This is a genomic window from Leucobacter sp. HNU (genome assembly GCF_047946755.1).
Taxonomy (GTDB): Bacteria; Actinomycetota; Actinomycetes; order Actinomycetales; family Microbacteriaceae; genus Leucobacter.
In genome coordinates this window covers 1871312-1890174 of sequence record NZ_CP178837.1, presented here as the reverse complement: position 1 = coordinate 1890174, position 18863 = coordinate 1871312, and the positions used below count along the sequence as shown (strand labels likewise).

The 18863-nt window shown below is 70.3% G+C and carries 16 protein-coding genes and 2 pseudogenes; 6 read left to right on the top strand and 12 right to left on the bottom strand.

Annotated features, from left to right (window positions below; all coding sequences use genetic code 11):
* Positions 1-20 precede the first annotated feature (20 nt).
* The 7 genes from AB3K78_RS09345 to ald form a co-directional block, all read right to left on the bottom strand.
* Positions 21-647 carry a hypothetical protein gene (locus AB3K78_RS09345; protein WP_416442642.1) on the bottom strand — a complete coding sequence of 209 codons (627 nt, stop codon included), beginning with the start codon at positions 645-647 and terminating at the stop codon, positions 21-23.
* Positions 644-1294, bottom strand: coding sequence for an APC family permease (locus AB3K78_RS09340; RefSeq protein ID WP_416442640.1), 651 nt, complete (start codon positions 1292-1294; stop codon positions 644-646). Before AB3K78_RS09340 ends, AB3K78_RS09345 begins: the two co-directional genes overlap by 4 nt.
* Positions 1291-2103 carry an APC family permease gene (locus AB3K78_RS09335; protein WP_416442638.1) on the bottom strand — a complete coding sequence of 271 codons (813 nt, stop codon included), beginning with the start codon at positions 2101-2103 and terminating at the stop codon, positions 1291-1293. The genes AB3K78_RS09340 and AB3K78_RS09335 overlap by 4 nt, the downstream gene beginning before the upstream one ends.
* Positions 2104-2318: 215 nt before the next feature.
* Positions 2319-2867 carry a PucR family transcriptional regulator gene (locus AB3K78_RS09330; RefSeq protein WP_416442636.1) on the bottom strand — a complete coding sequence of 183 codons (549 nt, stop codon included), beginning with the start codon at positions 2865-2867 and terminating at the stop codon, positions 2319-2321.
* Positions 2867-3904: a hypothetical protein gene (locus tag AB3K78_RS09325; RefSeq protein WP_416442634.1), complete on the bottom strand. Its 1038-nt coding sequence runs from the start codon at positions 3902-3904 to the stop codon at positions 2867-2869. Before AB3K78_RS09325 ends, AB3K78_RS09330 begins: the two co-directional genes overlap by 1 nt.
* Before the next feature lie 79 nt (positions 3905-3983).
* Positions 3984-4337, bottom strand: coding sequence for a hypothetical protein (locus AB3K78_RS09320; protein ID WP_416442632.1), 354 nt, complete (start codon positions 4335-4337; stop codon positions 3984-3986).
* 249 nt (positions 4338-4586) lie between these two features.
* A complete protein-coding gene (ald, locus tag AB3K78_RS09315) occupies positions 4587-5708 on the bottom strand; it encodes an alanine dehydrogenase (protein ID WP_099723744.1) in 1122 nt (373 codons plus the stop codon).
* A gap of 214 nt (positions 5709-5922) precedes the next feature.
* On the opposite strand from ald, the gene AB3K78_RS09310 reads away from it, so the two are divergent.
* Positions 5923-6411: an Lrp/AsnC family transcriptional regulator gene (locus AB3K78_RS09310; RefSeq protein WP_416442630.1), complete on the top strand. Its 489-nt coding sequence runs from the start codon at positions 5923-5925 to the stop codon at positions 6409-6411.
* A gap of 69 nt (positions 6412-6480) precedes the next feature.
* A complete protein-coding gene (locus AB3K78_RS09305; protein WP_416442628.1) occupies positions 6481-7056 on the top strand; it encodes an isochorismatase family protein in 576 nt (191 codons plus the stop codon).
* A 3-nt stretch (positions 7057-7059) separates the two neighbouring features.
* Here the strand turns inward: AB3K78_RS09305 and rraA are convergent, their stop codons facing one another.
* From rraA to AB3K78_RS09280, 5 genes and pseudogenes are all read right to left on the bottom strand, one after another.
* Positions 7060-7536 (bottom strand): ribonuclease E activity regulator RraA, encoded by a 477-nt coding sequence (rraA, locus tag AB3K78_RS09300; protein WP_416442626.1) that lies wholly within the window; start codon positions 7534-7536, stop codon positions 7060-7062.
* A gap of 101 nt (positions 7537-7637) precedes the next feature.
* Positions 7638-9317 carry a cation:proton antiporter gene (locus AB3K78_RS09295; protein ID WP_416442624.1) on the bottom strand — a complete coding sequence of 560 codons (1680 nt, stop codon included), beginning with the start codon at positions 9315-9317 and terminating at the stop codon, positions 7638-7640.
* The gene (locus tag AB3K78_RS09290; protein WP_416442622.1) at positions 9272-9415 is read right to left on the bottom strand and encodes a hypothetical protein; all 144 of its coding nucleotides are present in this window, start codon (positions 9413-9415) and stop codon (positions 9272-9274) included. Before AB3K78_RS09290 ends, AB3K78_RS09295 begins: the two co-directional genes overlap by 46 nt.
* Positions 9416-9510: 95 nt before the next feature.
* Positions 9511-10553 (bottom strand): annotated as a pseudogene (locus AB3K78_RS09285) (winged helix DNA-binding domain-containing protein).
* Between the two features lie 184 nt (positions 10554-10737).
* Positions 10738-11820: an NADH:flavin oxidoreductase/NADH oxidase gene (locus AB3K78_RS09280; RefSeq protein WP_416442620.1), complete on the bottom strand. Its 1083-nt coding sequence runs from the start codon at positions 11818-11820 to the stop codon at positions 10738-10740.
* A gap of 128 nt (positions 11821-11948) precedes the next feature.
* Between AB3K78_RS09280 and AB3K78_RS09275 the strand changes: the two genes are divergently transcribed.
* From AB3K78_RS09275 to AB3K78_RS09260, 4 genes and pseudogenes are all read left to right on the top strand, one after another.
* A complete protein-coding gene (locus tag AB3K78_RS09275) occupies positions 11949-13271 on the top strand; it encodes a DUF2130 domain-containing protein (RefSeq protein ID WP_416442618.1) in 1323 nt (440 codons plus the stop codon).
* Positions 13268-15889 (top strand): annotated as a pseudogene (locus tag AB3K78_RS09270) (DEAD/DEAH box helicase). The gene AB3K78_RS09275 and the pseudogene AB3K78_RS09270 overlap by 4 nt, the downstream one beginning before the upstream one ends.
* 226 nt (positions 15890-16115) lie before the next feature.
* Positions 16116-17387, top strand: coding sequence for a non-hydrolyzing UDP-N-acetylglucosamine 2-epimerase (gene wecB, locus AB3K78_RS09265; protein ID WP_416442616.1), 1272 nt, complete (start codon positions 16116-16118; stop codon positions 17385-17387).
* Entirely contained in the window at positions 17384-18862 is a 1479-nt protein-coding gene (locus AB3K78_RS09260) for a glycosyltransferase family 2 protein (protein WP_416442614.1), read from the top strand. The genes wecB and AB3K78_RS09260 overlap by 4 nt, the downstream gene beginning before the upstream one ends.
* Position 18863: the final 1 nt, after the last annotated feature.

The following is an 18863-nucleotide window of genomic DNA, read 5'->3' as shown; positions in this document are numbered from 1 at the left end:
CGGATTCCTTTCTGGCCTGCTCAGGCATCGGGGGAGACGGACGCGGCCGGGGCGAGCGCCCGGACCGCGCGGATGAGGTCGAGGATGCGATCGGGTTCGCCCGGAGGGAACGCGGTCGCCTTGAAGATCGGCGGGATCAGCACCCAGACGAAGGCCCCGCCCATCGGGCTGAGCGTCAGCGTGCGCCGGCCCGAGCCCGAGATGCTCGCGCGCACCAGGTCGATCCCGGCGAGGTGCGGTGCTGCGGTGGCGTTCAGCCGATCGATCCGCGACCGATCCGCGGGCGCCGCGGGCGCCGCACCCCGTGCAGCGACGAACGCGCCCCCGCGCGGCGTGCCCCGGTGCGAGAGCTGCGCTCCCGTCGGCACGGCGCTCTCGCCGGGGAGCACCGTCGAGACGGTGAAGGCGTACACCCGGGAGAAGATGAAGTTTCCCGGATCGTAGCTCAGCACCAGATCGATCCCGTCGTCGGTGCGGACCTCCACGGAGGTGCGATCCGCGCGCCGCACCGTGCCGAACTGCTCGGCGGTGAAGCGCAGCGCTCGCCGCGCGCGGTCGACGATGGGTCCGTCGCCGTCCAACGGGTGCTTGCGCGGACGACGCGCGCCCGTGGGGGCGACGGAGACGGTTCCCCCGAAGCCGCTCATCGGAGGTCCGCCGCTTCGGACTCGGCCACGGTCTCACCGGGCGCCGCGTCGTCGGGCTCTTCCGCGTACTCGTCGTCCATGCTCTCGGAACGCACGATGATGTTCGACTGCGTGTGGGTGAGGTCCGTGGGGGTGAACAGCGGCAGCCGATTCGCCCTCAGCCAGACGATGCCGAACAGGGCGATCGCGGCGATCAGGATCCCCGCGACGCTCCAGATGACGACGCGCTGATCGAAGTCGGGGACGATGAACACGATCAGGTAGATGCAGGACGCGATGCCCAGCACCTGGGGCAGCGGGTAGAAGGGGGTCTTGAAGGGGCGCTTCGCATTCGGGTACTTGCGACGCAGCACGATCACGTCGACCTGCGCGATGATGTAGCTCAGGAGCCAGGTGGTGCAGGCGATGCTCACGAGGGTGAGGATCAGGTCGATGCCACCTGAGGAGAACATCGAATAGGCCAGCACGGACGCCATGCAACCGGCCGTCACGATCATGCCGGCCCAGGGGACGCGGGTGCGGCGCGAGACCTTTCCGAACCACTTCGGCAGCAGCCCCTCGTTCGCCAGGCCGTAGAGCATGCGAGGGATCGCGGCGAGATAGGAGTTGCCGGTCGAGAACGACGCGGCGATGGTGCCGAGGGTCATGATGAGGCCTCCGGCGCCTCCGAAGATCGCGGTCGCACCGACGACCTGAGGGATCGAGGACGATGCCATCTCGGCGAGGTCGGCGTAGCGGGTGGCCCCCATCCGAACAGCAGGTCGACGATGAAGATCGTGATCACTCCGGCCACCATGGCGAGCGGGATGTTCTTCCACGGGTTCTTGATCTCCTCCGCCAGCGGGGCCACGAACTCCATGCCGATGTAGAGCCAGATCGCGACGGCGCCCATCGAGGCGAGCGTGCCCCAGTCCGTGGCGAGGAAGGGATTGTGGACCGGCGTGCCGCTGCCGAGTCCGAAGATGCCGCAGAGGCCCATGATCGCGAGGATGCTCATCTTGGTGACGACGATGGGGATCTGCACGCGGGCGTAGAAGTTCACCCCCGCGATGTTCAGCGCGAAGAGGATCGCGAGCAGGAGGAACGAGAACGCGGGCGCGGGGACCCCGGTGAGGGACTGGAAGGCGTTGCCGGCGACCATGAGCTGCGTGCCGCCATCGGCCGAGACGAGCACCATGTAGCCGCCGAGGACCGCGATGATCGCCATGAGGCGGCCGAGTGCGGGCATCGTGTACTCGCCGACCATGCCGCCGCCAGGCAGCATCGACGCGAGCTCGCCGTAGGAGATCGCGACCATCAGGATGATGACGAGGCCGATGAACGCTGGGATCGCGAATGCGAGGCCGCCGGTGCCGAAGCCGTTGCCGAGCGACACCATCGCGGTGCCCGAGACGACGAGTCCGGTCGACGCGGCGTACGCCGCGGTGAAGCCGAGGCTTCGCTTGAGTTTGGTCATGCCCATTGCTCCTTTGCAATCCGCCGGCGGCGGAGCGGGCGGCTCCCCGTGCACGGCGAGTTCAAGCTTGCAGCAGGCGACCGCAGGCTCGCATTCGACAGTGCGTCGCTCTCGAGACCTCTGGAGGACGGAATGCCGGAGAATGGCGCTTCGCGATCGCGAGAGAGTGTCCAGTGCTTCTGGAATCGTGTACGAAGTGTCGATTCCGTCGCGTCTCAGTGCAGGTAGCGCAGCGCGATCGTCAGCTCGGCCCGCGTCTGGACGTCGTCGAGATCCGCCCCCGTCAGCGCGGCGATCTGCTCGAGCCGGTTGAGCAGGGTGTGCCGGTGAACGCCGAGCTCGCGCGCCGCGGGTTGCTGCCGGCAGTGCGTCCCGAGCCAGATCCTGAGCGTGCGCAGCAGGTCCGAGCCCTGCGCGCGGTCGTGTTCGATCAGCGGCCCGAACAGGCGGCCCGCGATGAGCGCGGCGTCGGATGCGTCGATGAGGTCGGTGATGCCCTCGCGCCAGATGTCGGGGAACGCGGTCACGTTCGGTGCTCCGCGCCGCAGACCGAATTCGGCGGCCTTCTTGGCCTCCTCGAGGGCGAGGGGCAGCGCGTCCCAGCGGTCGCTCTGCGAACGGCCGAGGACGAGCCCGAACGGCTGCAGCTGGGCGAGCAGACGATCCGCATCGGCTGCGGGGGCGAGGATCGCGACGTCGCTGCGGTACTGCGCGAAGAACAGGGGGATGTCGCCGGACAGATGCAGCGACTCGAGCGCGGGCATCAGGCGGACGGAGTCGAAGTGCTGGGGGATCCCGATGAGCGCCACGAGCGGGGGTGCGGCAGCGCACCCCACACGCTCTCGACGATGTGCCGGGTCACCTCGACGTTCCCCGAGAGGAGCAGCTGCAGGAGCGCCTCCCGCAGCGTACGGTGCAGCCCCGCGAGGGCCTGGTTCTGCTCGAGGGAGACGCTCACGAGGGCGAGCACGCTCGTGAGGACGTTGCGGGACAGGTCGTCGAATCCCCGGCTCAGCGTGAGCACGAGCATGCCGCTCGGGTCGTCGGTCTCTCCGAGCATCTGCAGCACGGCCTCGACCTCGGGCGTCACCTGCACCGAGCGGAAGCGCTGCCGGCTCTCGAGCCCCTCGAGCACGAACGGGGCGAGTTCGGAGCTCTCGGCCCGCGGCCCTTCGGGCGCCTCCACGACGGTGACCGCGCGTCCGAGGGGGTCGTAGAGGGCCACCCCGCAGCCGAGCTGGCGCGCCGTCTCCCGCAGGGTGGCCGTGAGGCCGTCGCGGCGCGTCGCGGCGGTCGCGATCGCCTTCTGCGCGCGCAGCGAGCGGGTGTAGCGCTCGGTCTGGTCGCGCTGCAGCACCCGGGCGGCCTCCTGCAGCAGGTCCATGAACGAGATCTCGTAGGGGACCTCGAACAGGATCAGGCCGTGGCGGCGGCACGCCGTCGCGAGCTGGTGCGGAATCCCGCGGTGCACCACGTCGCTGCCGAAACCGATCCCGATCAGGCCGTGCGCGGCGACGAGCGCTGCGTAGTCGTGGTAGATCCGATCGAGCCGCTCGGGCGCGACGCGCACCTCGGGGATCGACGAGTCCGCAGCCTCGACGACCGGGAACTGCCATCCGAGCGTCAGGATCACCTCGGCGGGGCCGAGGAACGGGGTCGGATCGATCAGATCGGTGGCGTGCAGCCACTCGAACTCGCGATCGAGCGACCGGTCGAGGGCATCCTGACTGTCGCCGCCGCCGACCACGACCTTGAGGCGGAGCGAGGGATTCTGCAGGAGCTTGCGCAGGGTGAGGGACACGCAGTCATGCTACGCGGGCCCGCACGGCCTCAGGGCCGGGCGGGCCCTCCCGGTAGGAATCGGTCTGCCGACCGGCCCGTCAGTCTGCGCGGACGACGGGAGTACCGGCCGTGAGGCCGGTGCGCATCTGGAAGGCCTCGGAAGCTCGGGCGAGCTCGCCCGGGCCGGATCCCGCGTCGAGCGAGAGCAGCGCCGCGACGGAGGCCTCCGCGCCGTTCAGAGCGAGTTCGAGGCGGGTGATGGAGGCCGACAGCGGTTCGCCCAGCTCGGCGACCACGCGCGCGGCGGCGGACCGAACGGTCGCGGCCAGCGCGTCGAGATCGTCCGCGGCGCCGCGCAGCCGCACCTCGGATCGCCCGTAGCTCACGCCGTCGCCCGAGAGCGCTTCTCCGACGACCGGCGCTGCGGCATCGTCCGCGGACGCATGCGACACCCGGAGGATCAACTCGGAGCTCGTCCCCGACGGCGCCGTGCTGAAGGGCAGCGGACGGCTCCCGGGCGGCATCGCGGCGCCCGGGAGCCGTGGTCGTGCGTGGCCGGCTGCCGGTCGGCGAAGCTGAACTTCAGATCCATGGGGACTCCTTCGGAGTGTGCCGCGCGGGGCGGGGTTCGTGGCGGACCGAGAATAGCAGCGGGGCCCGCTCCTCTCGGAACGGACCCCGTCTGCGCAGTGCGTGAACGCTTAGGCGTTCGCGAGCACGTCCTCGACGCTCGAGAATGCGAGCTCCGGGAACGCGTCAGCGACACCCTTGAAGGTCAGCACGCCGTCGTGGGCGTTGAGGCCCTTGGCGAGTGCCTCGTCGGACTTGAGCGCGGCGACCCAGCCCTTGTCGGCGAGTGCGACGACGTAGGGGAGGGTGGCGTTGGTGAGCGCCGCGGTCGAGGTCTCGGGGACCGCGCCGGGCATGTTCGCCACGCAGTAGTAGATCGAGTTGTGCACCGGGAAGGTGGGATCGTCGTGCGTGGTCGGGTGCGAGTTCTCGAAGCAGCCGCCCTGGTCGATCGCGATGTCGACGAGCACGGAGCCCTGCTTCATCTGCGCGACCATCTCGTCGGTGACGAGCTTGGGGGCCTTCTCGCCCGGGATCAGCACGGAGCCGATGACGAGGTCGGCTTCCTTGAGCGCCTCGGTGATGTTGTGCGCGTTCGAGGTGCGGGTCTGGATGCGACCGTTGAACTCGTCCTCGAGCTGCTTGAGGCGGGGGAGGGCGATGTCGATGACAGTGACGTCGGCGCCGAGGCCGAACGCCATGCGAGCGGCCTGCTCGCCGGCGGCGCCGCCACCGATGACGACGACCTTGCCGCGGCGGGTCGCGGTAACGCCGCCGAGCAGCATGCCGCGGCCGCCGTTGGCCTTCATCAGCGAGTGCGCGCCGACCTGGACCGAGAGGCGACCGGCGACCTCGGACATCGGGGCGAGCAGCGGCAGCGCGCGGCCGGCCTGCACGGTCTCGTAGGCGATGGCGGTGGTGCCCGACTCGAGGACCTTCTCGGTGAGGGTCTTGTCTGCGGCGAGGTGCAGGTAGGTGAAGAGCACCTGGCCCTTGCGCATCTTGTCGTACTCGGCCGCGATGGGCTCCTTGACCTTGAGGATCATGTCGGAGTCGGCCCAGACCTGCTCGGCGGTCTCGACGATCGTGGCACCGGCAGCGACGTACTCGGCGTCGGTGATGGCGGAGCCGAGACCGGCACCCGCCTGGACCAGCACCTCGTGGCCGCGACGCTTCAGCTCGAAGACGCCGGCCTGGGTGATGGCGACACGGTTCTCGTTGTTCTTGATCTCGGTGGGAATACCGACGCGCATGTTGTGCTCCTGTGATGACAGCGTTGGGACAGCGAGTGATCCGCACCGCATCGGGCATCGGAGCCGGTCGGACGCGCTGCCGACCGTCGCCGCTCGTCGCTGCGCGGGTCACCACTCGCAAGGAAGCATATTCGAATCTCGCGGCTTTCGGTGGAAATTTTCGCGAAAATCGTCAATGATTGCAGTACCAGCAACTGTTTCGAGTGGAGTCTGCATGGATCGGGCGAAGAATCTGCGTTCTGATGTGGCTCTCGACGAGGTCGACCGACGGATCGTCGAAGAGCTGCAGCTGAACGGGCGCATCACCAACGCCGAACTGGCGGACCGAGTGGGGATCGCGGCATCGACCTGCGTGGCGCGCGTGCGCAGCCTCGGGTCCCGCGGCATCATCACCGGCTTCTCGGCGCGCGTGGATCCCGCGGCCATGGGCATGCACCTGCAGGTGATGGTCAGCGTGACCATCCGGTCGGGCGCCCGCCAGCGGATCCAGGAGTTCAGCGACGAGCTGCAGTCGCTCCCCGAGGTGATGCAGCTCTTCTTCCTCGGGGGCGTCGAGGACTTCATCATCCACCTCGCAGCGCGCGACGCCGATCACGTGCGCGAGTTCGTCATGGACCACCTGTCGGTGCACCCCGCAGTGTCGAGCACGCGCACGAGCATCGTGTTCGCCCACCACGCGAACCCGGTGCGCTTCGAGGAGTAACCCGCTACGCTCGCGGTGAACCCGGCGCCAGCGCGCGGACCCGGGCGATACCGAGCGAGGGGATGCCGCATGGCCCGCGGATTGCTGATCGTCGATGTCCAGAAGGACTTCACCGAGGGCGGCGCGCTGGGCGTCGAGGGCGGTGCGGCGGTCGCATCGGGCATCACCGAGCTGCTGCGCAGCGAACCGGGCTACGCGCTCGTGATCGCCTCCCGAGACTGGCACGATGCCGACGGCACGAACGGCGGGCACTTCGCGGCCGACGGGGAGCAGCCCGATTTCGCCGGCACCTGGCCGCGCCACTGCGTCGCCGGCACCGAGGGCGCCGAGTACCACGATGCGCTCGACGTGGGGCGCGTCGACGTGCACGTCCGCAAGGGTATGGGGGAACCGGCGTACTCCGCGTTCGAGGGCGTGACCACGCGCGGCGAGCGTCTGGCCGACGTGCTCGCGGAAGCGGGGATCGACGCGCTCGACGTGGTCGGCATCGCGACCGACTACTGCGTGCGCGCATCGGCGCTGGACGCGCGGGCCGGCGGTCTCGCGGTCGTCGTCCGTACCGAGCTGATCGCCGGCGTCGCGCCCGAGACCTCCGCCGCGGCGCTCAGGGAACTCGCCGCGGCCGGTGTGGGGATCGCGCCGTAGCCGTCAGACCTCGCCGTCCGTGAGGATCCCGTCCTCGTCGCTCCACACCGTCGCGCCCGGCCGGAACGTCGCGCCGCCGAACGACACCACGACGTCGGCTTCGCCGGCGCCGGTCTTGCTCGACTTCCGGGGGTTGCTGCCGAGCGCCTTCACACCGATGGGCAGCTCTCCGATGGCGACGCGGTCGCGGATCACCCCGTTGACGATGATCCCTGCCCAGCCGTGCTCGACGCCGAGCGCCGCGATGAGGTCGCCGACCAGTGCGGACTCCAGGGAGCCGCCGCCGTCGACCACGAGCACGGCGCCCTCGCCGGGCGTCGAGAGGATCGCCTTGAGCAGCGCGTTGTCGCGGTGGCAGCGCACGGTGCGGATGGGGCCGCTGAAGCGCGGGTGCCCGCCGATGTTCTGGAACTGGAGCGAGACGGACTGTACGGCATCGCCGAGCTCGTCGACCAGGTCTGCGGTGCTGAATGCGGCCATGCGTGCGCTCCTTCGTCGCGTGCGGAACCGCGGTCGCGGTTCCGAGGTGCGGTGCGCCGCTGCGGCGTACCGGGATTCAGCGTAGCGGGCCGAGCACGCGATCAGTGGTGCTGCGGTGGGGTGAGCCGGGACTCGTGCGCGTCGAGCGCGAGCTCCGCCGCGTGCAGCGCCTGGGAGCTGTACTGACCGATCGCGCGCTCCTCGAGCAGCGCGTCGCGCTGGGCGTCGAGCACGAGGCGGGCGAGCCGCAGGTAGTCGTACGCCTCCCGTTCCATCTCGCTCGGTTCGGCATCGGGCTCGGACGAGCGGTGCTCGGCGGCGACCGCGAAGGCGAGCGGTGCGAGCGCGTTCTGCGCGCTCGCGCGGACGCGTTTCGCGACGGCCTCGGAGGGGACGCGGTGCGAGGGGTCGGCTTCGGCGAGCGCTCGCTCGCGCTCGATGATGCCGTCGAGCGCCGTCGTGGCCTCTTCCACGAGGTCCTGGCCGAGCGAGACGAGCTCGTCGGAGCGCTCGTCGGCCGTCGGCCCGGCGGGACGTAGGCGGCGGATCACCCAGGGCAGGCTCAGCCCGTGCAGGAGCAGCGTGATCGTGGCCGCGATGAACGCGATGAGCACGAGCTGCGGGCGGTAGGGCACGGTGACGGGGATCGACTGGGCGGCGGCCAGCGTGACCACGCCGCGCATCCCGCTCCAGCCGAGGATGAAGGCGCCGCGCCAGCCGAAGCTCTGCGTCTGCGCGTGCTCCAGGTCCGCGGCCGTGCGCCGGGCCATGCGCTCGACCCGCTGCAGCTTCGCCGCGTAGCGCTCGCTCTTCTCCTCGGGGACGTCGATGTTGCGGGCCCGCGAGACGAGCCGGCGCATGCCGGTGGCCCTGGCCTCGTAGCGCGGCAGCGCGCGGGCGAGGGACTTCACGAGCGGAATCATGAAGACCATGCGGCAGAGGATGAGGATCGCGACCACGCCGACCGAGATGAGGCCGATGTGCACGATGGTGACCTCGCTGTCGCCGACCTCGTCGACGAGGGCGTGCAGCTGCAGACCCATCACCAGGAACACGCCGTTCTCGAGGATGAACTGCACCGTGCGCCAGTTGAGCCGCTCGTTGATACGGGCGGTGGCGCTGAACTTCTTGGCCGCGTGGTGCCCCGAGTAGAGACCGGTGATCACGACCGCGAGCACGCCGGAGGCTCCGACGGCCTCGGTCGGGACGAACGAGATGAACGGCACCGTGAACGACACGATGGTGTCGTAGACCGGGTTCACGAGCTTCGACCTGAGCCATACCGTGAGCACCCCGATGAGCAGGCCGATCACCACGGCGACCGCGACGGCGAAGGCGAACTGGCCGACGGCTTCCCAGAACACGAAGCTGCCGGCGACGGCCGCGATCGCGGTGCGGAGCAGCACGAGCGAGGTGGCATCGTTGACGAGGCTCTCGCCCTCGAGGATCGTGACCAGGCGCGGAGGCATGCCGAGGCGCTTGCCGATCGAGGTCGCCGCGACGGCGTCGGTGGGGGCGACCACTGCACCGAGCGCGATGGCCGCGGCGAGCGGGATCTGGGGGACGACGAGGTGTAGCAGGGCCCCGATCGCCACGGCCGAGACGATCACGAGCACGACGGAGAGGCCCGCGATGGGGCCGACGTTGCGCCGCAGGTCGAGGATCGGCACGTTGACGGCCGCCGAGTAGAGCAGCGGCGGCAGGACGCCGAGGAGGATGATCTCGGGGTCGAGGCTCACGGGCGGGACACCGGGCACATAGCCGATGCCGATGCCGAGCACGACGAGGAGCAGGGGGCCGCGACGCCGATGCGACCGGACAGCATGGAGACTCCGACGACGAGGACCAGGCCGAGCACGGCGAGCAGCGCGAGTTCCATGGACTCAGCGTACCGGCGGGTGCTCTGCGGAGCCTCGGATCGTGCGGTCGGGGCCGACGCGGCACCCGGCCCGGGGCCGACGCGGCCCCGTTCGGTCAGCGGACCGTGCCGATCGAGCCGATCTCGGCGGGGATGCCCTGGAACGCTCCCCAGGCCGAGGCGTGGGGTCGGAGCGCTCGGGCGCTCAGCCTGCCGCCGCCGGGGAAGAGCTCGGCGTCGATGCGCGTCGCCTTCGTACGAGACGTCTTGAGCCAGATGCCGCGCACCCGACCCCGCTCGACCACCGTCGCGCGGAACATGCCGTTGCGACCGGGCACGATGCGCTCGAAGTGCTCGGGGGCGAGCACGGCCGAGCGCTCGGTGTAGCCGAGCAGATGCTCGTCGAAACCGGGCAGCAGGAGGACCTCGGGGACGCCGGCGGCGGCCGCGTCGTCTCCGGTGAGGATCGTGTTCGGGCCGTCGAGCAACGCCGGCTCCGCCCAGTGGCGCACGCCGTCGACCTCGACCGCTGCGAGACGCCGGTCCGCTGCCGCAGCGGCGAGCCCTCGGCGCGCGACGGTGACCGGCAGGCCCGTCCACCACGCGAAGTCGCGGTCGAGCACGGGCCCGCGGCCCCGTGCGAACCGGGTCGCGAGCTCGGCGAGCGCCTCGTCGCCGTCGAGGGCGCGCGGAGCGCGGATCCACTCCTCAGCGAGGACGAGTCGCGGTTCGCCGTCCTCGGTGGGGCCCTGCACCAGCACCCCGTTCTGGCAGAGCCACCAGACCACGTGGTATCGCCAAGCGCTCTGCACCGAGATGCCCGCCGCCGCCCAGACCTCCGCGAGCTCGTCGCGCGAAGGGAGCTCCCGCCGGTGAGCGCGGCGACGGCGACGTCGGTCATGCGCGTGAGGGACGCGTCGTCGAGCCCGAGCACCGCTCGACGCTTGGCCGCGCCGGGAAGCACGCGGTGATTCGTCGCCTGCTGCATCCAGCCGATGTCTTCGGCCGGCACGACGTGGATCGTGCCGCGCATGGGCCACGAGCGCACGACGAGACCGCGGGAGAACGCCTCGCGCACATCGGCGTCGGAGGTTCCCGGTGCTCGGAGCCCGAGCGCCCAGCGGGAGGCGTTCCAGTCCTGGCCCTGGACGGCGAGCATGCCCCGTGCGACGGCGTGGATGCGTGCTGCGTCATCGGGTTGTTCGGCGGCCGAGGTGCCCGGCAGCGGAGCCCAGAGACCGAGCGCACGCATGCGCCAGCCGATGAGGTCTGCGGTGCTGGCCAGAGCGATGGGGGCGGTCATGGCAACACTCTAGAGGCGGCCACCGACAGCCGCGCGGGGATCAGAAGCGGGCCCGCCAGTACTGGCGCGGGACGAGCGCGTCCGCGCCCGGGGCGCGCAGTTCGTGCGCCCAGCGCAGGGGCAGGTGCGGATCCCGCAGCAGTGCGCGACCGAGGAGAACCACGTCGGCCTGGCCCGTGACCAGGATGCCCTCGGCCTGCGCGGCTTCGGTGATGAGACCGACCGCGCCCGTCGGGATCCCCGCATCGCGTACGGCCGCGGCGCAGTGCACCTGATAGGAGGGGCCGACCGGGATCGGCGCCTCCGGCGCATTGCCGCCCGTCGAGCAATCGACGAGATCGGCGCCGTCCTCGGCGAGCCATGCGGCGACCTGCTGCGCCTCGTGCAGCTCGAATCCTCCGGGAAGCCAGTCGGTGGCCGAGATCCGCACCAGGATCGGAAGCTCGGGATGTTCGGCCCGGACGGCGCAGACCACCTCGCGCAGCAGCCTCGCGCGGTTCTCGAGCGCGCCACCGTAGGCGTCGGTGCGGAAGTTCGAGAGCGGCGAGAGGAACTGGTGCAGCAGGTATCCGTGCGCCGCATGGATCTCGACGGCGTCGAGTCCGGCGCGCACCGCACGGGAGGAGGCAGCGACGAAGGCGCGCACCAGCTCGGGCAGCTCCTCGCGCTCGAGCGCCCTCGGCTCGGCGAAGCCGTCGAAGGCCGCGGCCGACGGGGCGACGGTCGGCCATCCGCCCGAGCCCACCGGAACCGAGCCCTCGGGCCCGCCGGGCATCCAGGGGTAGGTCGAGGCCTTGCGGCCCGCATGGCCGAGTTGCACGGCGAGCTTCGCCCCGTGCGCGTGCACCACCTCGGCGAGGCGCGCGAACGCGGCCTCCTGCTCGTCGTTCCAGAGCCCGAGGCAGAACGGCGAGATGCGGCCCTCCGGGACCACTCCGGTCGCCTCCATGATCACCATTCCGGCCCCGCCTCGCGCCAGGCCGCCGAGATGCGAGAGGTGCCAGTCGGTCGGCACGCCGTCCTGCGCTTCGGCCGAGTACTGGCACATCGGGGAGACCCAGAGACGGTTGCGCACCTCCGTGCGGCGCAGGCGGTAGGGACGGAAGAGCAGGGGATCGGCCATGGTCAGCGAGCGTACTCCCGTTCGCCCGGCAGGCTCCGCGACTCCGGCACCGAGCATCCGGGATCCAGGGGAATCTGCCAGGCTTGACGGGTCCCGTCCGACGGCACCCGCGAGAAAGGAGCGGCGCGATGCACGAGATCAGGTGCCCGCACTGCGGCAAGGCGTTCACGGTCGACGAGGCCGGGTACGCCGAGATCCTCAAGCAGGTCCGGGACGCCGAGTTCGAGCGGCAGCTGCACGAGCGGCTCGAATTCGCCGAGCAGGACAAGGCGAAGGCGCTCGAACTCGCCGGGGAACGTGCCGCGGGCGACCTGCAGCGTGCCGAAGCGGCGAAGGATGCCGAGATCCAGCGGCTGCGGGCGGAGCTCGACGCAGGGGAGACGGCGCGGAAGCTCGCCGTCGCGGAGGCGCGTGGCGCCCTCGAGAAGGAGCGCGACGAGTTGCGCGCGCAGCTGGAGAGCGCCGATCTCGCACGGAAGCTCGCCGTGAGCGATGCGGTGGGCGCCGTCGAGCGGCAGCGCGACGCCCTGCGGGCCGAGCTGGATCGAGCCGCGCTCGAGAAGGAGGTCGCCGAGCGCGCCATGAAGGAACGCTTCGAGATCCAGATCAGGGATCGCGACGACCAGATCGAGCGGCTCCGGGACCTGAAGGCGCGCCTCTCGACGAAGATGCTCGGCGAGACCCTCGAGCTGCACTGCGAGAACACGTTCAACCGGGCCCGGGCGATGGCCTTCCCCAACGCCTACTTCGAGAAGGACAACGACGCCCGGACCGGCAGCAAGGGCGACTACATCTTCCGGGACTACGACGACCGGGGAATCGAGCTCGTCTCGATCATGTTCGAGATGAAGAACGAGGCCGACGCGACCGCGACCAAGAAGAAGAACGAGGACTTCCTCAGGGAACTCGACAAGGACCGCACCGAGAAGGGCTGCGAGTACGCCGTGCTCGTCTCCCTGCTCGAGCCGGAGAGCGAGTACTACAACGACGGCATCGTGGACGTCTCGCACCGATATCCGAAGACGTACGTGGTGCGACCGCAGTTCTTCCTGCCGCTCATCACGCTGCTGCGCAACGGATCGCTCAACGCGCTGCAGTACAAGGCCGAGCTCGAGCAGGTGCGTGCGCAGAACATCGACATCACGCGGTTCGAGGAGCACCTCGAGACGTTCAAGGACGCGTTCGGGCGCAACTACGACCTCGCGTCGCGGCAGTTCCAGGAAGCGATCAAGCGCATCGACACCTCGATCGCCGAGATGCAGAAGGTCAAGGACAACCTGCTGAAGTCCGAGAACAACCTGCGCCTCGCGAACGACAAGGCGCAGGGCGTTACGATCAAGAGGCTCACGCGCGGCAACCCGACCATGCAGGCGAAGTTCGCCGAGATCGAGCAGTCGACGTCCGCTGCGGTCGAATCCGCGCCGGACCCTAAGGAGAATCCCGACACATGAGCCTGCAGCAGGCCCTCGAAGCGGTGCGCGAGAACGGCGGCGACCCCGAGGAGGCATTCGCGGCGTTCGTGGAGTGGGCGCTCGACGAGCGCGGCCTGCGGCTCTACCCCGCCCAGGAGGAGGCCGTTCTCGGCATCACGCTGGGCAGCAACGTGATCCTCGCGACGCCGACCGGCACGGGCAAGTCGCTCGTCGCGATCGGCGCGCACTTCATCGCCGTGGCCGAAGGCCGCCGGACCGTGTACACCGCGCCGATCAAGGCGCTGGTCAGCGAGAAGTTCTTCGACCTCGTCGGCATCTTCGGCGCCGAGAACGTCGGCATGGTCACCGGCGATACCGCGATCAACGCCGACGCCCCGATCCTGTGCTGCACGGCCGAGATCCTCGCGAACCTCGCGATTCGCGATCGCGATGTCGACAACCCGGAGGCCGGCGGCATCACGCAGGTCGTGATGGACGAGTTCCACTACTACGCCGACCCCGATCGCGGCTGGGCCTGGCAGGTGCCGCTGCTGCTCATGCACGACGCGCAGTTCCTCCTGATGTCGGCGACCCTCGGCGACGTCACCGCGCTCGCCGCGGACCTGAGCGAGGCGACCGGCCGCGACACCGCGCTCGTCACGGGCGTCGAGCGACCGGTGCCGCTGAGCTTCAGCTACGAGGTCGCGCCGGTGCACGAGGTCGTCGAACAGCTCATCGCCGACCGCGAGACCCCGGCCTATCTCGTGCACTTCAACCAGTCCCACGCGGTCGAGCAGGCGCAGGCGCTCGCCTCGATCAGGATCGTCGACCGTGCCGGGCGCGACGAGATCGCCGCGGCGATCGGCGACTTCCGCTTCTCGACGGGATTCGGCTCCACGCTCTCCCGGCTCGTTCGCTCGGGCATCGGGGTGCACCACGCGGGCATGCTGCCGCGCTACCGCAGACTCGTCGAACAGCTCGCGCAGCGCGGCCTGCTCCGCATCATCTGCGGCACGGACACGCTCGGCGTCGGCATCAACGTGCCGATCCGCACGGTCGTGCTCACGGCGCTGACCAAGTTCGACGGCGAGAAGATGCGCCGCCTGTCCGCCCGCGAGTTCCACCAGATCGCCGGTCGTGCCGGCCGCGCGGGCTACGACACCGAGGGCGATGTGATCGCGCTCGCGCCTGAGCACGAGATCGAGAACGCCCGCGCGGTCGCGAAGGCCGCGGCGAAGGCCGCGGACGGCAAGGGCGGCAAGAAGGCGAAGCCCGTCAAGAAGAAGGCGCCGCCGCAGGGCTTCGTCGCGTGGAGCGAGCAGACGCTCGACAAGCTCGTCGCGTCCGAGCCCGAACCGCTCGTGAGCCGCATGCGGGTCACGCACTCCATGGTGCTCGGCGTCATCGGGCGCGGCGAGGAGTGGGAGGAGAAGCCCTCAACACGATGCAGATGCTCATCTTCGACAGCCATGAACCGCGTGCCGCCCAGTTCGCGCACGCGCGCACCGCGCTCGAGATCTTCCGCACCCTGCGCAACGGCGGCATCGTGGAAGTGCGCGAGCACGTCGATCCCGCCACCGGCGAGACCCAGCGCCTGCTCGGCCTCACCATCGACCTGCAGGCGAACTTCGCGCTGAACCAGCCGCTGTCGCCGTTCGCGCTCGCAGCCATCGAACTGCTGGACCCTGATTCGGCCACCTACTCGCTCGACGTCATCTCGATCATCGAGGCGACGCTCGAGGATCCGCGGCAGATCCTCCGCGCACAGGAGCACCGCGCCCGCGGCGAGGCCGTCGCCGCGATGAAGGCCGAGGGGATCGAGTACGACGAGCGGATGGAACGGCTCGAGCAGATCACGCATCCGCAGCCGCTCAAGGACCTGCTCGACGAGGCCTACGAGGCCTACACGGCCGAGGTGCCGTGGGCGCGCGACTACCGGTTGAGCCCCAAGACCGTGGTGCGGGACATGATCGAGCGCGGCTTCGGATTCCGCGACCTCGTGTCGTTCTACGGGCTGGGACGCGCCGAGGGGGCGTGCTGCGCTACCTGTCCGACGCGTTCCGCGCCATCGAGCGCACCGTGCCTGAGCAGTCGAAGACCGAGGAGCTCGATGAACTGATCGACTGGCTCGGCGAGCTCGTCCGCCAGGTCGATTCGAGCCTGATCGACGAGTGGGAGGAGCTCGCGCACCCGGATGCGGCGGCTCACGAGGCCGCGGAGCGGGTGTCCGTCGAGGGACCCCTCGCGCCCCCGGCGATGCGCTCGCTGCTCGGCAACGAGCGCGCATTCCTGGTCATGATCCGCGGTGCGCTGTTCCGCCGGGTCCAGGCCGCGGCGTTCGAGCGCTACGACGAGCTCGCGGAGCTCGACGGGCCCGGCGGCTTCGGCGAGGACCGCTGGCGCGATGCGCTCGACGGCTACTTCACCGAGTACGAGGAGATCGGGGTCGACGCCGACGCGCGCGCCGCGAATCTGCTGCAGATCGATCGCGGATCCGAAGCGGTGAGCGAGGGGTCTGGCGGTTCCGCCAGGTGCTGCTCGACCCCGCGGGCGACCGCGACTGGGGCATCGAGGGCGTCGTCGACCTCGGTGAGTCCGAGTCCGAGGGTGAACCGGTGATCCGGGTGGAACGCGTCGGGCCGCTGTCGGGGGTCTGACCCCGCGCAGCGCTCGCCGCTCAACGCGCACTCCCACCCGCACGCGCACCCGCATCCGCACCGCGCCCAACGCGTCGCGGTGCGGATGCGATCCTATGCGCACGCTGCGAGATTCCCCGGATCCCCTTGGCAGCTCGGCACCGACGCGTGAAGATATCTCCAACCGCGGATCCGACCTCCGCGGGCGGATCCGGGGGGACCGATGGTCGAAGAGAGACTGCAGCGCGTGCTTGTCATCGTCGGCACGCGGCCGGAAGCCATCAAGATGATCCCGGTGATCCGGGCGCTCGACGACGGCGGCCGGATCCGCCCGGTCGTCATCTCGACCGGGCAGCACACTGAGATGGTGCGCGAACTGTTCGAGGCGCAGGGGAAGCGGATCGACGCCGACCTGCGCGTCGCGGATCCCGTGCACGATCCCGATTCGGGTGAGGACCGGCGGCCCACGCTCAACGAGATGGTCGCCCGGGTGATCACGGGGATCGACCGGATCTGGCGGGTGCAGGCTGTACCCGAGCGCAATCGCTCCGACGGCCGACGCGGTCCCGACGGGGCGCTCGCCTGCCTCGTGCACGGCGATACGAGCTCCGCGGCGGCGGCGGCGCTCGCCGCGTTCAACCTGCAGCTGCCCGTCGTGCACGTCGAGGCGGGGCTGCGCACCTCGAATCTGCTGTCGCCGTTCCCCGAGGAGGGCAACCGGCAGCTCATCTCGCGCATCGCGGGCTTGCACTTCGCGCCGACCGAGACGAATCGCGAGAACCTGCGTGCCGAGCTGATCGACGACGACCGGATCGTCGTGACGGGCAACACCTCCATCGACATGCTCGAGTGGGCGACGCGGCAGCCGCTCGATTTCGGTCCGGGCCTCGAGGACCTCATCGCGGATCCCGACGCCCCGTTCGTGCTCGTCACCGCGCACCGACGTGAGCACTGGGGGATCGGCCTCGAGCGCATCGCCGCGGGCGTGCGCGCGCTCGCAGAGCGGTTCCCCGAGGTCCGCTTCGTGGTGCCCCTGCACCCGAACCCCGTCGCGCGCCGCCCGTTGGTGGCCGCGCTCGCGAGCCTGCCCAACGCGCGGCTCGTCGAGCCGCGCGGCTACGTGGCGTTCGCGCACCTCATGGATCGGGCGCTGTTCGCGCTGACCGACTCCGGCGGGGTGCAGGAGGAGGCACCGGCGCTCGGCACCCCCGTGCTCGTCACGCGGGACACGACGGAGCGGGGCGAAGGCGTCGAAGCGGGGACCCTCGTGCTCGTCGGTACGGATCCCGAGCGGATCCTGGCGGAAGGGAGCGCCCTGATCGAGAACCCGGCGATGCGCGCGGAGCGCGGATCCCGACGGAACCCCTACGGTGACGGCACCGCGTCGGCGCGGATCGCGCGGATCCTCGATGCGGTGTTCAGCGATGATCCCGGAGCGATGAGCGCGCGTGAGCGGGAAGTGCGCGCGGGCGTGCGTCGCCGCCTCGGACTCCCGGACCCGATCGAGGGCGGCGCGTGAGCGGCGGGAGCGGTCCGGTGCTGCTCGGGCAGGCGATCGTCGCGCCCGCCTCGCTGCAGGACGAGATCGACCGCACGGCCTACGCCATGGCGCACCTGTTCGACGGCTCGCCCCCGTGGTGCCAGCCCATCTTCATCATCGCGCTGGCGCTGATCCTGGTATCGGTGCTGTCGACGCTGATCCTCGGCAACCGATCCCGCAGCGAAGGGCGGCGCGAGCGCGACGACGATCGGAACCTGCCGGAGCTCGATGAGGCGGACTTCCTCTGGGTGTTCGTGGTGCCCGCGCTCAACGAGGAGGTGACGATCGCGGATTCCGTCGGGCGTCTGACCGAGGTCGAAGTACGCAACCGGGTGATCCTCGTGATCGACGACGGATCCGACGACCGCACGGGGGAGATCCTCGCGGGTCTCGACCTGCCCGAGCTCACCGTGCTGACTCGCGTGCCGCCCGAAGCCCGCGAGGGTAAATCGGAGGCGCTGAACGCGGCCTGGCGGCACCTGCACGAGCGCGTGCTGCGGACCGGCCGGTGGGCGGATTGGCCGGTCGAGCGCGTGATCTTCACGATCGTCGATGCCGACGGGCGCCTGGATCCGCGTGCCGGGCGCGTGAGCTGGCACTTCCGCGATCCCGAGGTCGGCGGGGTGCAGTCGCTCGTGCGCATCTACAACCGGACGACCCCGCTCACCTGGGCTCAGGACGTCGAGTTCGGTGTGTTCGGCAACCTGCTGCAGCGCGGGCGGATGGCGTGGGGCACGGCGAACATGGGTGGCAACGGCCAGTTCAACCGGCTCGCGGCGCTCGACAGCGTGGCCGTGCGCGATGACCGCGGGCGCCTCGGCCCCTGGCGGGCGGGCCGCCTCACCGAGGACCAGGACATCGGGCTCCGACTCCTGCACGCCGGTTGGCGTGGTGAGCAGGCCCGCAGCATCACCGTCTCGCAGCAGGGGCTCAACTCGCTGCGCATGCTCTACCGGCAGCGCACGCGGTGGGCGCAGGGCGGCTGGCAGGTGATCGATCTCGCGGGGGCGGTGCTGCGCGACCGATCGCACGGGATCATGGCGAAGCTGAGCCAGCTCTGGTACCTCGCGACGCCGATCGTGCAATCCTGCGTCGGCCTGTCCGTCGTGCTGAGCGTCGTGTTCCTCATCACCGGGGAGGTGCGGCCGCACTGGACCATCATCATGGCCGTGCTGTTCTACCTGTTCACGGCGGTGCCCGGCATCATCGGCGTGCTGCACGCGCGCCACGGCCGCCGGGTGCGCGACATCCTCGTCGACCTGCTGATCGCGCACGGGTACCTGATCTACTCCTGGATCATCTATCCGGTGGTCTACCGGGCGCTGTTCCGGCAGCTGTTCGGGATCCGGTCCTGGGTGAAGACCAAACGCGAAGCGCTGACCGAGGCCGACGACTCCGCCGCTCCTGGGGAGATGGGCGAGATCGGCGGCCCGTCAGGCGTCCCCGCGCGGTAGC